General features: G+C 58.1%; 5 protein-coding genes, 1 tRNA gene and 5 pseudogenes. 6 read left to right on the forward strand and 5 right to left on the reverse strand.

The annotated features are described in order from the left end of the window. Positions 1–38 precede the first annotated feature (38 nt). From N7E01_RS03080 to N7E01_RS03090, 3 genes and pseudogenes are all read left to right on the forward strand, one after another. Positions 39–1,091 carry an aminoglycoside phosphotransferase family protein gene (locus N7E01_RS03080; RefSeq protein WP_289174597.1) on the forward strand — a complete coding sequence of 351 codons (1,053 nt, stop codon included), beginning with the start codon at positions 39–41 and terminating at the stop codon, positions 1,089–1,091. After that, a pseudogene (gene murU / locus N7E01_RS03085) lies at positions 1,091–1,786 on the forward strand (N-acetylmuramate alpha-1-phosphate uridylyltransferase MurU). The gene N7E01_RS03080 and the pseudogene murU overlap by 1 nt, the downstream one beginning before the upstream one ends. A 182-nt stretch (positions 1,787–1,968) precedes the next feature. After that, the gene (locus tag N7E01_RS03090) at positions 1,969–2,574 is read left to right on the forward strand and encodes a hypothetical protein (RefSeq protein ID WP_289174598.1); all 606 of its coding nucleotides are present in this window, start codon (positions 1,969–1,971) and stop codon (positions 2,572–2,574) included. 161 nt (positions 2,575–2,735) lie between these two features. On the opposite strand, the gene N7E01_RS03095 is transcribed toward N7E01_RS03090, so the two are convergent. From N7E01_RS03095 to N7E01_RS03105, 3 genes and pseudogenes are all read right to left on the reverse strand, one after another. After that, positions 2,736–2,811 (reverse strand) — tRNA-Lys (locus tag N7E01_RS03095). A gap of 170 nt (positions 2,812–2,981) precedes the next feature. After that, positions 2,982–5,192, reverse strand: a pseudogene (locus tag N7E01_RS19250) (glycoside hydrolase family 31 protein). A gap of 181 nt (positions 5,193–5,373) precedes the next feature. Beyond that, complete coding sequence (locus tag N7E01_RS03105) at positions 5,374–6,984, reverse strand: FAD-dependent oxidoreductase (protein WP_289174599.1); 1,611 nt, start codon at positions 6,982–6,984, stop codon at positions 5,374–5,376. 315 nt (positions 6,985–7,299) lie between these two features. On the opposite strand from N7E01_RS03105, the gene N7E01_RS03110 reads away from it, so the two are divergent. The 3 genes and pseudogenes from N7E01_RS03110 (at position 7,300) to mgtE (ending at position 10,874) form a co-directional block, all read left to right on the forward strand. After that, positions 7,300–8,151, forward strand: coding sequence for an inositol monophosphatase family protein (locus N7E01_RS03110; RefSeq protein ID WP_289174600.1), 852 nt, complete (start codon positions 7,300–7,302; stop codon positions 8,149–8,151). Between the two features lie 17 nt (positions 8,152–8,168). Next, positions 8,169–9,372: pseudogene (locus tag N7E01_RS03115) on the forward strand (M20 aminoacylase family protein). A 15-nt stretch (positions 9,373–9,387) separates the two neighbouring features. Beyond that, positions 9,388–10,874, forward strand: a pseudogene (gene mgtE / locus N7E01_RS03120) (magnesium transporter). 317 nt (positions 10,875–11,191) lie between these two features. Here the strand turns inward: mgtE and secA are convergent. Both secA and N7E01_RS03130 read right to left on the reverse strand, forming a co-directional pair. After that, a pseudogene (secA, locus tag N7E01_RS03125) lies at positions 11,192–13,926 on the reverse strand (preprotein translocase subunit SecA). Between the two features lie 47 nt (positions 13,927–13,973). Further along, positions 13,974–14,879, reverse strand: a complete 906-nt coding sequence (locus tag N7E01_RS03130) for a M23 family metallopeptidase (RefSeq protein WP_289174601.1) — start codon at positions 14,877–14,879, stop codon at positions 13,974–13,976. Positions 14,880–14,973: the final 94 nt, after the last annotated feature.

Raw genomic sequence — 14,973 nt, forward strand, 5'->3', positions numbered from 1 at the left:
TCACACTATAACTTGACTCGACACCTTATTGTCTGCTTATGACCGCCTTTTCGCACATGCCGGGCGACGCCCGCCTGCAGGCCCTCGAACACTGGTTGCAGCCACTTGCCGCGCCATTCAGTCTCTCTCTTGATACGCTCGCACCCGCATCGGCGGATGCCAGTTTCCGTCGTTATTTCAGACTGCAAGGCAACGCAGGCACGGTCATTGCCATGGATGCGCCCCCGCCCCAGGAAGACTGTCGCCCGTTCATCCAGGTAACGCAACTTTTAGCCAATACCGGCGCCAATGTCCCCAAACTGCTGGCCCATGATACTGACCAGGGCTTTTTGCTGTTATCCGACCTTGGGCCGCAAACCTATTATCAGGCGATCCAGTCGGGCCTTGACGACACCACACTGCAAGCGCGTTATCGTGAGGCTCTGGCTGCACTGGTACAGTTGCAACACGCCGACCACAGCCGCCTGCCCGCCTACAACGCCGAACGCCTGATGACTGAATTGCAGGTTTTCCCTGAATGGTTCATTGATGTCCACTGCAAGACGACGCTGACCGACAAGGAAATGGAAATGCTGCAACGGGTTTTCAACCTGCTGGTTGAAGACAATTGCCGCCAGGGCACTGTTCTGGTTCATCGTGATTTTCATTCGCCGAACCTGATGCTGTGTACAGAGCCTGCACACGGCCCGAACCCGGGCATCATTGATTATCAAGACGCGCTGGCCGGCCCCATCACCTACGACATTGCCTCTCTGGTCATGGATGCCCGCACAACCTGGGAAGAGCCGCAACAGCTGGACTGGGCCATCCGTTACTGGGAAATGGCCCGCCGTGCCGGACTGCCCATTGCGCCTGACTTTGCCGACTTCCACCGTGCCTACGAATGGATGAGCCTGCAACGCAACCTGCGCATCATGGGCGTCTTTGCGCGCCTGTCCCACCGTGACGGCAAACATCACTACCTGAACCACATGCCGCGCGTCAGCGGTTACATCCGGCAAGTTGCTTCGCGTTATGGCGTCTTCATCCCCCTGCTGCGACTTCTTGACCGCCTTGAAAACCGTCAAGTGATCGAGGGCTATACCTTCTGATGCGTGCCATGATTCTTGCTGCGGGGCGCGGTGAGCGCATGCGCCCCTGACCGACCATACGCCCAAACCGTTACTGAGCGTTGCCGGCAAGCCCCTCATCGTCTGGCACATTGAACGGCTCGTAAAAGCCGGCCTGACCGAGATTGTTATCAATCATGCCTGGCTCGGGCACAAGATCGAGACCGCACTGGGGAATGGCGAAGCGTTCGGGGCCCGGTTAAGCTACTCGGCCGAAACCAAAGCCCTGGAAACCGCCGGCGGCATTGCCAACGCCCTGCCCCTTCTGGGTACAGACCCCTTTCTGGTCATCAATGGCGACGTGTGGTGCGACTGGCCCATCGAACTGGCACTGACACATTCCGCCAGCCTGTACGAACACAAGCTGGCCGCCTGGCTGGTGCTGGTCGGGAACCCCCTCACAACCCTGAGGGGATTTTTATCTTGAAACAGACGGGTACATTCGTGCAGACCCGACGGACCAAAATGCGTTCAAATTCACGTTTTCCGGAATCGGGGTGTATTCACCCGACTTGTTCGGTGCCCTTGCACCCGGCGAACCCGCACCGCTGGCCCCCTTGCTGCGAAGCGCAATGGCAAACCGGAAGATCATCGGCTCGCATTACAATGGCCGCTGGGTCGATGTTGGCACGCCGGAACGACTGGCGGCCCTCGACAGGCAACTGACCGGGCACTGAACGCACAAACGCCATACCCCATCGGGCATGGCAAGGCACGCAGTGCCCACGCGTCATTTATTTACAGTTTGCCAATCACAGGACGTAAACATGGCATTATTCGGCTCATCCAAACGCACTTTCAAACCTACCCCTACGGGGCAACACGCAAAAAACGGCGCATCCCGCGCTGGCTGATCCTGATGCTGACGGGGGTTGTTCTGGGGTCCGGCGGTCTTTTGTTCGTACAGAAAAGTTACGGCCCAACCTTGCTCACAACCGAGCAGGCTGAAGCCCTGCGCCAGGAACTGAACAGCACGCATCTGGAGAAACAACGACTGCAATCACAAGTTGACCGCCAGACCCACGAAATCGACGAGCTGCGTACATCACTCGACAAACAAACCCAACGCGCCTCTGCCGCTGAAAAGTCACTCAACGAGATGGCCGCCAACATTCAGGTGCTGGCTGATGCCATTCCACCCGATCCCCGAGGCACATCGCCAGGAATTCGCGCTGCCGATTTCACAACCACCGATGGCCAACTGGTGTACTCATTGCTGGTCATGCAAAAAAGCGCTCAAGACCCCGCCTTCAAAGGCAAAATGGATTTCGCGGTTCAGGGCCGTTACCCTAACGGGAACACCACGACCATTGACGTTCCTGCAGGTGAAATCGAAGTGGGTTACTACAACGCATTCAATGGACGCGCAGACATGCCAAAGGCATTCACGCCCACCCAGGTTACTGTCCGCATCAAGGATCAGGCCGAGCGCATCACGGCAACCCGAACACTGCGGGTACGCTGAGACACTACAGGTCACTGACAGGCCCCAAAATAAAACCTCCCGCAGCCATTAGAGCAGCGGGAGGTTTTTTCGCACCGGGACGCCCATTGAGAAGGGGGCAGAAAGTTCCCAGACTAAAAAGAAAAGGGGTTGCGTAAATATACGCAACCCCTTGAGTCGGGTGGTGGGCTGACTGGGACTCGAACCCAGGACCAACGGATTAAAAGTCCGGTGCTCTACCGACTGAGCTATCAGCCCGACCGAGAACGAAATTATGACAGAACCATTTTTCGTTGTCAAACCAAAAACCGAGAAAACTGCTTTTTTTGGTTTTTTTGCGATTCGGTAACCAGGACCCTGAACACTGTCAAAAAAGCCAGCGCTGCACCCCGGATTACCGCTGCCCGCAAAAGCAGCGAAGCAGTATTCTACCGCATTCTGGAAATACGAACCTCAGCGCCACGGCGCTTTACTTCAAGACCTTCGGACGGCAGGATCTTGAGCCCCTCAAGACCCTTGATGTAACTGGAACCCTGCATTTGCATGACACGAATCTTGTTGCGCATGACAGCAGGACTCTGTTCGGGCATGCCGAACAGCCACACCTCGTCAAGCAAGCGTGCAGAATTGAATTCAGCAGTATGCAGAGCTATCGGACCCAGGCACAGCATTTGCCCTTCACGCCCGAACACCGGCAAGCGGTCAAGGCCCGCCTCGACCTTGAGTACTGTTCCACCATCGTAGCGCCAGCCTGTGGAGAGATCCCACCAACCCGAGCCTTCGGGCAAATACACCGTAATGGTTTGCCCCGGACCTGTCGCAGGCGCCACCAGCAAAGCCGGCCCCAACATGTATTGGGTATCGAATTGATGAGCGACAACATCATCAGGGAACGCCAGCGCCATCGCACGCTGCACCGGCAAACCAGTTCGCACCGCGTCTTCAATAATGCCCAGAATATAAGGAATCAAACGATAACGCCACTGCAACCAATGACGCACCAGCGACTGTGTTTCGGCATCGAATGCCTGGGTAACAGGGCAGGCAGGGCCTGAAAACTGAAATTGGCTGAAAACACGCATTGGGCCAGCCAGCGCACGTACAACTCGGGAGTCAGCTCATCGACGGGCGCCGCAGCATTGCCCAATGTTTGCATTTGTACCGGAACGCCGCATGACCCAACGCTGAGCGCAGTACGCAACGCATGCTGCATACCCTGCCAGTTATTGCTGACTGCCGGCGCACTTTGCCAGGCGAACCGCTGGGTGGCGGGGAACAGGTCCCGGCTGAAAACCACCCCTTCCTGCGGTGTTTTATGCCCTGCCACCGCATCAAAGAGCGCACGACGGGCCAACAACGGATAAACCTGGCGCAACTGTGCACCTGTTTCGCCGCCACGTGCGGTAATACCTTCGGGGATATCGAACCAGGCGTCACATACCGGAGCCCCAACGCCGTCATCAAACACCTGACGCTGGCGCTCTGACCACGCCTTGTACACATCTTTGTTCGTCAGGTCGAGCAAGCCGAAGGGCTTGCCCCTTGTGACGTCATTACCCGGGAAAACATGAGCAGTCGAATCGTCGTCATTGAGCAGCAGCCAACCCCGATCTTCCCACTCTTCAAACAAGATGGTACCCGCAAGCACCCCGGGAAATGTTGGTACCGCCAGCAAGGCATTGAGTTGCGAAAAGCGCGCGAAGAGCGCTTTGGCATCGGCGACAAGGGAGGTGTCCCATTCGAACCCAGGTTTGTCGGCCTGGAAACCATAAGGTGCCGCCCCTGTCAATCGGACTGCATCAAAGGCAAACCCGCGTTCCCGCATATCTTGCGCCACAGCCGCCAATGCTTCAGGAGACTGGCCCGGCGCCTGATCAAGCCACACACCCATCGGCCACAAACCCGGTTGACCGGCACGACCTGTCAGGGCCGTATATTGATTCAGGATTTCGGCAGGATCACCGGCAAAGACAAACACATCGCAAATATCATCGTGTACCTGCACCGAATACAGATCATGCTGGCTTTGCCCCAGATCGTGCACGACACGACCCAGTGTATTGACATATATGCCCCAGCCATCGGGACTCCAGACCAGCGGCAACGCCCGATGGGCGGGCAGATCGGAAACAACCCGCTCACCGCGCCGGTCAAAGTTCGCGGACGTTTCACCCAGACCGAACAACGCATCGCCTTCGTCGAGCTCAAGACCAAGCTGCCACACCGTTTCACCCGCCACCTGCCCCTGCAGCGACGCAGGAGCTACCGACGCCACCAGCAGGACATCTCCCTTGGACAACGACCAGTTCGCTCGCGCATCGATTTCCAGCGTGACATCGCCTTGTTCAATCGACCACGCCCCCCTGGGCCGCCAGCAACGAGCTGACCTGCATTTCGCTGACGGGATCGGGGCGGGCCAGCAACATTTCGGCATGCCGCACGGCACGCGCGGACGGCTTTTCTGGTGACAAGCGAGCCATCGGGCCAAACTGCAGCCGGAATACACCGGGGGCATGCGCCTCTATGCGCAGATACGTGTCAGTATCAGCAATCTGGAAATCGACGGTTGTCGATTTCGCGCCAGCAAATTTCAGGGAATCAACAGGCTTCACGTTTTCGAGGTAAGACTTGGGCGGCACAGCGCATTCCTTGGGCTTAAAGCCTCAAAGCGTTCAAAAGTCGATATTTTGACGGATTTACGCTATAAAATAAAATCGTTTGTGTATTTTGGCTGAAAACAGCCGCTTATGCTCTGGCCCTTGCAGGCTGGCTGGCGGGTTTTTCATTACGTCCGCGTTGCACCACTCTACAGCAAATAAATCAACATGCCGCAATCGCACGCAACAAATCGCGCTCCAGGGGCAGGGGCTCGTCATTCAGTGTCGCCGCAACGATCTCTCCGGCCAGCGCCGACCAGGTCAACCCGCGTGAACCATAGGCACACGCCAGCCACAAACCCTGACAGCCCGACAACTCACCGATAACCGGCAAACGGCCGGGCACAACGGCACGCCATCCGGCCCACCCTCCGGCAACTGCGGCAACCAGGTCGTCGCGCCCGGTACCCGCCGGCGCGCCAGCACCGGGGGCAGCGGTATCAATACCCAGAACTGCACATGCCTTGTCAATCACCTGGGCATGACCCTCGGGCGTAACCTGCGCCTGCAACGCCTCCAGATCATAGGTACCACCGCCAACGTGCAGACCATCGACCGGCGGTAGCCAATACCCTTCGCCATCCAGGACACACCGGGCCGAGGTCGTGAAGCGTGTGGTGTCAAAATAGCTGACCTGGCCGGCTATCGCCTGCATTTGCGTCAAGCGCACAGGCAATTCCAGAAAACCGCTAGCACGAAGCAACGGCAAAACGCCTGCGGCATTGGCCATGATGACAGTCGGCACCGATATCAACGGCTGCCCCTGCACCCCAAGCAGCCGCCACTGACCCGGCCCGCCGGACACCCGCCCCACATTGCACCCTTGCACCACAATACCGGAGCGCGCCAGCAACGCCTCGACCAAATGCCCGGGACGCATCACCATACCTTCAGAAAACCAGGCATAAGAACGACCTTTGCCCAGCACCGTTTCGGTGGCAGGCGCATCACCCGTGCACCAACGCGCCCACGACGGTGGAAACCCTCCTGCCTGCAAGGCCTCGCGCAATCGCGCTTGCTCGACAGGATCCGCAGTGACAACGGCCGTACCGGCTTTCACAGGCCGCGCACCAGCAGCAAGCGTATGCCAACGCAACCAGGACAGACGCGCTCCGGCACGGGACAACCGCGCCCGATAGTCATCGTCACGCGAGACAGCGGGAGTGACTGCCGCCCCCACATGTCCGGCATGACAACCCTGGCGTGAACCTTCCAGCGCCGCATCAAACACATGGACCTCGTGCCCCCGCAGGGCCAACGCATAGGCGACCCCTGCCCCCGCTATCCCGCCACCGATAACAGCCACCCGACGATCTGATGATGCCCGCCGCACCCCATGCATCAACCCCGGCCGCAACCTGGCCTGCACCCACGACGATGGCTCTGCGGCATGACGGACTGAACCGGTGTCTGTCACCCAGGGTAAAACAGCGGCCTCACAAATAAAACCAGCCCGCTGCAAGCCGCGTCGAATTTGCTCGTGCTGCAACCCGCCACACGCCTGCACCAGCGCCCCCGCCGTCGCAAGCCGTGCCAACTGGCCAAACAAAGAGAAGCCGGGTTCACTGACAACCAGACGACCCACATTACAATCCAGCAAAAAAACATCGACCCGCGCCATCAACTGCACCACAGCCTGTTTGAGCGGCATATGCAACAAGGTCAGGCTGACCCGCCCTTCGTCAAACTCCAGCCGGCTGATACCCGGCAATGGCGTTTGCCAGGCGGACAACAAGGCCTCACCACCGATACCACGACGTTCAGCCCCCAACACGAGGCCAGTTCGGACGCGTCGCCTGGCAGCGGGTCAAGGCCCACATAATGCAGTCGTGCACCAGGCGGCGAACTGGCTTGCCACGCTTGCCAGACCGCAACAAAACGTTGCCCCGCACCAAACGCACTGTCACACAGCGTCAGCGCACGGTAGCCTTGTTTCCCTGCCTCACTGGCCTGGGGTGCCAGATTTTGAAGCCATTCAGCCATCAAGCTGCGGTTTGAGTCATGCATTGTGTATTTAATTCAATCTGTCGCAGACGAGTCACGTAATGTTGCGTAAACTTATGGGTCGTATTGCATTCGCATGGCCGGTATGAAAACAGAATCTTTACACCTTGGCGAACACCTTGAAACTGCGGTTCGCGCAGCACACGCTGGGGCCGCCCTGCTGCAGTCCCATGCTCACCGGCGCAGTGACCTGGTCATCGACAAAAAAGCCCGTAACGACCTGGTTTCGCAAGCAGACCGCGACGCCGAACGCGCCATTTTAGACATCCTTGTCACCGACACGCCGCACCTGGGCATCGTCGCCGAAGAATCGGGTGGTGACGCCCAGGGCCTGGCCTCATGGTTCATCGACCCGCTTGATGGCACCACCAATTTCCTGCACGGCATCCCGCACTATGCAGTTTCAATTGCCCTGGTGGCCCATGCAGGTACCGTACTGCCGGGCTCCGGCCCACTCGAAAAAGACACACCGGTCATCGGCGTGGTGTACGACCCCTGCCGCGAAGAGCTTTTCACGGCGCTGCACGACAGTGGGGCCTGGCTGAACGGCCATCGCATCCGGTGCTCGTCCACCGATACGCTGGCCGAATCACTGCTGGCCACAGGCCTGCCCTTCCGGGACTTCAGTTTCTACGACGCCTACATGCCGACACTGGCCAATGCCATGCACAGCACCCGCGGCGTACGGCGTTGTGGCTCTGCCGCACTGGATCTGGCCTGGACCGCCTGCGGGCGCTACGATGGCTACTGGGAAATGGGCCTGGCGCCCTGGGATGTTGCCGCAGGTACCCTGCTTGTGCGAGAAGCTGGTGGTGTGGCCGAAGACATTCGTCACGAGACGCCGTGGCCAATCGGCGGTTACATTTATGCCAGCAACCCGCATTTGGCCGGGCCACTATACCAACTGGCCGGTGCCCAGCTGCAGAACAACACTTAACCCGCGAAGATGTCATTATGAAGCTCGTCGAACCCTGGTCTCCTGGCAACCCGAAATCGCCGCCATTCGTCGTGATATCCACGCCCACCCCGAGCTGGCCTACGAAGAATTTCGCACAGCCGATGTTGTTGCTGCGCAGCTTGAGTCATGGGGCATTCCCGTGCATCGCGGCCTGGGGGTTACCGGTGTGGTGGGTACCATTGAGGGTACTGCAGGCCCCGGCGGTGCCATCGGCCTGCGCGCCGATATGGATGCCCTGCCCATGCAGGAAACCAACGCTTTCGAACACGCCAGCAAACACCCTGGCAAAATGCACGCCTGCGGTCACGACGGGCATGTCGCCATGCTTCTGGCCGCAGCCCGCTACCTGTCGCAGCACCGTAATTTCCCCGGCACGGTGTATCTGATTTTCCAGCCTGCCGAAGAAGGGTTCAGCGGCGCCAAACGCATGATTGACGATGGCCTGTTCGACCTGTTCCCGGCGGATGCCGTATTTGGCATGCACAACTGGCCCGGGCTGCCCGAAGGCAGCTTCGGCATCACCCTGGCCCGATCATGGGTGGCAGCAACAACTTCGAAATTGTCCTTAACGGCAAAGGAGCTCACGCTGCCATGCCCAATCTGGGTCATGACCCCATCATGGCGGCGGTTCATCTGGTGCAATCGCTGCAAACCACCATCACCCGCAATCTTGACCCGCTCGAACCCGCTGTCCTTAGTGTCACGCAAATCCACAGCGGAACCGCCGATAACGTCATCCCCGATTCGGCCGAAATCCGGGGCACGGTTCGTACGCTATCCGAGGAAGCCCTTGATCTTATCGAAGGTCGCATGACCGATATCGTCGAACATACCGCACGCGCGTTCAACTGCACCTCGAAATTCGTCTTTGCACGCAAGTATCCACCCACGGTCAATCACCCGAACGAGGCTGCGCTTTGCACCGAAGTGGCGCGTGACCTGGTAGGCAATGACCTTGTCTTCGAAAACATCCGGCCCTCAATGGGCGCCGAAGATTTTGCATTCATGCTGAAAGAAAAACCGGGCTGTTACCTCTGGATCGGCAATGGTGACGGTGATCATCGCACCAAAGGCCATGGCCTGGGGCCGTGCACACTGCACAACGGCAGCTACGACTTCAATGACAACCTGCTGCCTGTTGGCGCGAGTTTCTGGGTCAACCTGGCATGGCGGTGGCTGGCAGCCAACGCTAAAGCGTAACAAGGCGTGCACACCATGGAGCAACCCACGCCACCTGTCGGCACGCCAGTCAATGAACCTATTGTCATTCCAAGACGGCTTGACCCTGAAGACGCGCAACAAGCGCTGCAAAAACTGCAGGGCATCCTGAAACGCCAAGAAGTCGTCGAAACACTGGCACACCGACAATACGAAGACAACGACAAATCGAACCTGCTCGAGGGCATTGTCCATCGCCAGCACGAAAACGAAATCAAAGCGCTCATCAACGGCCTGCATCCGTCTGATATCGCTTTCATTCTCGAATCGTTGCCGGTCGAAGAACGACAAGCCGTCTGGCAACTGGTCAACCCCGAATTTGATGCCGATGTGCTTCTTGAAATCGACGACTGGGCACGCGAGTCGCTCATTGAGTCGATGGATCACGATGACCTCGTGGCAGCAACCGAGGCCATGGATGCCGACGAGATTGCCGACCTGGTCGCCGACCTGCCACCTGCGGTGGTCGCCGAGGTGCAAAAGGTCTGACCGAGGAAGAGCGCGCGCAACTGATCGAGGCCATGGGTTACCCGGAAGGTACCGTGGGCGCCATGATGGACTTCGAAATGGTCCGGGTCCGTGAAGACGTATCGCTTGAGGTGGTGCTCCGCTACCTGCGCCGTCTGCAAGAACTCCCCGACCATACCGACCAGATTTTCGTGGTTGATCGGCAAGACAAGCTGCTGGGGGTGTTGCCGGTTTCAAAACTGCTGGTCAGTGAACCGGAAGCCGACGTTAAGGCCGTCATGCAAAAAGACTTCCTGACCTTGAATCCGCTTGACTCTGATGCCGATGCGGCCGGTGCGTTCGAGCGCTATGACCTGGTATCAGCCCCCGTCATGGATGACCAGGGCCGCCTGATCGGCCGCGTGACCATCGCCGAAGTGGTTGACGTCATCCAGGAAGACTCGCAAGAGCAGGCCCTGTCCCGGGCCGGTCTCCAGGAAGAAGACATGTTCGCCCCGGTCATCAGCGCGATCCGCAACCGGGCACCCTGGCTGATGGTGAACCTGGTCACCGCATCAGTAGCATCATTTGTGGCGTCACGTTTCGAGGATACCGTCAGCCATATTGTCATTCTGGCGTTCCTCATGTCGATCGTCGCGGGTATTGGCGGCAACTCCGGCAATCAAACCATGACCATGGTCATCCGCGCCCTGGCAGTCGGCCGGGTTACCGGGGCCTCAACATGGCAGCTGGTGCAACGTGAAATCAAGGTGACCTTCATGGTGGGCCTGGCGGGCAGCCTGGTCGCCGCCAGTTTTGCCTGGGCCATTTCAGGGTCGTGGGCCATTGCGATTGTGATGATTGTTGCCATGATCGGCAACATGCTGGTGGGGGCATCACTGGGGGTGCTTATTCCGGTTCTGCGTGACCGCTTCGGCAAAGATCCTGCAATGGGATCATCGGTGCTGCTGACGTTTGCAACTGATTCGCTGGGCTTTTTTATTTTTCTGGGGCTGGCGTCGCTGATTCTGCTTTGATGGTGTGACCTGGTCTGCACAGGTCTGCCGCTGGTTGCTGATTGGTGCGGGGGTGTCGGGCTGCGGGCATCGCACGGCCCCTTCGGGGCTTCCCGGCGCTTCAGCACAACGCGGGGCGGGCGCTAAACTCGCCGGCTCAGACACCGCCCCCTTGCCTCCCCGCGTTGCGCCGAAGCGCCGGCGTGCTCAAAGCCCTTTCGCCCGACACCCCCGCACCAACCAGGAGCCAAATTGAGTGGCGATCCCAGCCAGGAGAGAATAAAACGACTGTCCAAGGCCACCTGAGGCTGCACGAAGCGGGGCCAAGCCCCACAAAATCAGGCCAGCTTGCCGTGGCAGTGCTTGTACTTCTTCCCGGACCCGCAAGGACACGGATCATTACGCCCGACCCGCGGCACATCACCGGCCGGAATAGCCTCTTCAGGCAGCCCGGGATCCTCACCACTAAGTGCTGCGTCATAATCGGCATGATGGTAAGTAACCCCGCCAATGCCCGAAGCCGGATCGGGTTCGGGCACTTCAACCTGCTCGGGCGTCTGGATACGGACTGTCAACAAAACCCGCACCACTTCGGTTCGAACGCGATCAAGCATGTTCGAGAACAGCTCAAAGGCCTCACGCTTGTATTCTTGCTTGGGATCTTTCTGGGCATAACCGCGCAGGTGAATGCCCTGACGCAGATGATCCAATGCCGACAAGTGGCTGCGCCAGTTGGTATCAATGGACTGCAGCAGCACGGAACGCTCAAACGGCGCCCAGTTATCACGGCCCACCAAATCTACCTTGGTCTGGTACACCAAACGACCCTCAGAAAGGACACGCTCAAGCAGGTCATCATCTGTGAGATTAGGCTCTTGCTCGAGCATATCGGCCAAAGGCATGTGAATAGCCCAGTCAGACTCAAGTGTTGCCTGTAAACCGGCCACATCCCATTGCTCTTCAACCGATTCTTCCGGCACATGGCTGCGGAACACTTCGGTGAGTGTTGCCTGAAGCAAATTGGCAACGGTATCGCCCACATCGGCCGCATCCAGAACTTCATTGCGCTGGGTGTAAAGCACCTTGCGCTGATCGTTGGAGACATCGTCGAACTGGAGCAACTGCTTGCGGATATCGAAGTTGCGGGCCTCAACCTTGCGCTGAGCCGACTCAATCGAGCGCGATACCATGCGCGCCTCAATGGGCTCGCCTTCCGGCAAACGCAGACGATCCATAATGGCACGCACCCGGTCGCCTGCAAATATTCGCATCAGCGAATCTTCGAGCGACAGATAGAAACGCGATGACCCGGGATCACCCTGACGACCAGCGCGACCACGCAACTGATTGTCGATACGGCGAGACTCGTGGCGCTCGGTGCCGATGATACGCAAACCGCCAGCCGCCTTGACCTGCTCATTCAACGGCTGCCATTCGGCCTTGATCTGCTGGATACGTGCCTGCTTTTCAGCATCGGAAAGAGTGTCATCGGCACGGACCAGATCAACCTGTTTCTCAACGCTTCCACCCAGCACGATATCGGTACCGCGCCCCGCCATATTGGTAGCAATAGTGATGCGACCCGGCTTGCCGGCTTCGGCAACGATTTCGGCCTCACGGGCATGCTGCTTGGCGTTCAGCACCTCGTGCGGAAACCCCGCCTTGCCCAACGCGGCAGAAAGACGCTCGGAGTTTTCAATACTGGTGGTGCCCACCAGAACAGGCTGACCGCGTTCGTGGCAATCTTTGATATCGGCCAGAATCGCGTTGTATTTTTCAGCGTCGGTTTTAAAGATCTGGTCATTCTGGTCGATACGAGCCATCGGCCGGTTGGTCGGGATGAGAACTGTTTCAAGACCATAGATTTCCTGGAATTCATACGCTTCGGTATCGGCCGTACCGGTCATGCCGGACAGCTTCTCGTACATGCGGAAATAATTCTGGAAGGTAATCGAGGCCAGCGTCTGGTTTTCATTCTGGATCTTGACGCCCTCTTTGGCTTCGACTGCCTGATGCAGGCCATCGGACCAGCGACGCCCGGCCATCAGGCGACCGGTGAACTCGTCGACAATGGTGACTTCGTCGTTGGCAACCACATAATGCTGATCCTTGAAGAACAGATTATGGGCGCGCAGCGCCACCATGAGGTGGTGAATGAGCGTAATGTGACGCGGATCGTAAAGCGATTCGCCTTCAGGCAACAACCCGATACGTGACAGGATTTCTTCGGCGTGCTCCATGCCCGACTCGGACAAGTGCACCTGTTGGCCTTTTTCATCCACCCAGAAATCGCCTTCGGGCTCGGGCTCGTGCGGACGGGGCTCGGAGGCCATGCGTGTCAGCATGGGCGGCACCGCATTCATGCGGATATAAAGATCCGTGTGATCTTCGGCCTGCCCGGAAATAATCAGGGAGTACGGGCTTCATCAATGAGGATCGAGTCAACTTCGTCGACAATCGCAAAATTAAGACCGCGCTGGCGGCGGTCTTCGGCGCGATATTCCATGTTGTCGCGCAGGTAATCGAAACCAAACTCGTTGTTGGTGCCGTATGTAATATCAGCCGCGTAAGCCGCGATTTTTTCTGCGTTGTCTTGCTGGGGCACGACCACCCCTACCGACAAACCCAGAAAATTGTACAGCCGACCCATCCAGCCTGCGTCCCGGCGTGCCAGGTAATCATTGACGGTGACCACATGAACGCCCTTACCTGCTACCGCATTCAGGTACACCGCCAGCGTCGCCATAAGGGTTTTACCCTCGCCGGTACGCATTTCGGCAATTTTGCCATTATGCAGCGCAATAGCCCCGAGCATCTGGACATCAAAGTGGCGCATGCCAAACACACGCTTGCTGGCCTCGCGAACGACCGCAAAGGCCTCGGGCAACAGATTGTCGAGTGTTTTCCCTTCAGCCAACTGCGCTTTGAACTGGGCGGTTTTCGCCTGAAGCTGCTCATCGGACAAGGCGGCCAGCGAGGGCTCAAGCGCATTGATTTGGGCGACCAGCTTGCGATACTGTTTAAGGATCCGGTCGTTGCGGGTACCTAAAAGCTTTTTAAGCAGAGAAACCATAGTTCTTCGTATAAGTTGGCGGCAGCGCCGCAAGAAAACAATACAGTTTAACGCACCTGTGCCCGACTGGTCTGATCATCATTTTGCGCCCGCGCAACAAGGGTTTTTGCAGCGTCGGGCTTATCGAGAAACAGGCGAGGGTCCAACGGGTGACCCGCCATACGCACTTCAAAGTGCAAATGCGGGCCAGTCGAACGCCCTGTCGAGCCAACATGCCCGATAAGCTGGCCTTTCTCGACCAAATCACCTACCTTGACTTCAATAGTTGATGCATGCGCATAACGCGTCATCAAGCCATTGCCATGCTCGATTTCGATAGTTTTCCCGTAACCCGACTGATAACTGGCTACCGCAACCACCCCACCGGACGCCGCATGAATCGGAGTACCCTGCGGTGCAGAAAAATCAAGCCCTTCGTGCATTGAACGCCGCCCGGAGATTGGGTGACGACGCCAGCCGAACGATGAGCTTAGATACGGCACGTTAACCGGTGCATAGGTAGGCAGACTCGCTTCCTGGCCGGCCCGCTGCGTCATGACGAGATCCAGCATGGCAAAATTATTGCGCTGCATGGCCAATCGTTGCTCAAGCAGATCAAGTTCACGGCCAAGTGTTTCTGCCGAATCATACGGCAATGCAAAGCCGGCAGGCTCATCAAGCACCAGCCCGATATCATCCGTGCCCGCCCCCTCATCGGTGGCAGTAGCCACACCGGCTGCCTGGGCTACACGCTTGCTGACGGTATCCATTTCAATGACACGGGCCTGCAATTCCCCCATTTTGGCCGAGAGCTGATGCAAGTTGGCGCGCAACAACCCCGAGTCTTGCACCGCCCGGTCATACGTCAACGATGCCGCATCAACGGTCATCAGGGTGTCAGGTTTGGAAAAATAAGCTTGCAACCAGGCTCCGGCACCCGCCGAACCAAAGACCAAGGCTACAACGGCAGGCACGACGACCCAACGTCGGCGCCCGTTAGGGCTAGAATGACTGGCAGAAGCCTCTGCCGTCTGACGACTGTCTTTCACTGTTAAATTCCTTGCTTGT

This window comes from Neopusillimonas aromaticivorans, from assembly GCF_030344915.1.
Lineage (GTDB): Bacteria > Pseudomonadota > Gammaproteobacteria > Burkholderiales > Burkholderiaceae_B > Neopusillimonas > Neopusillimonas aromaticivorans.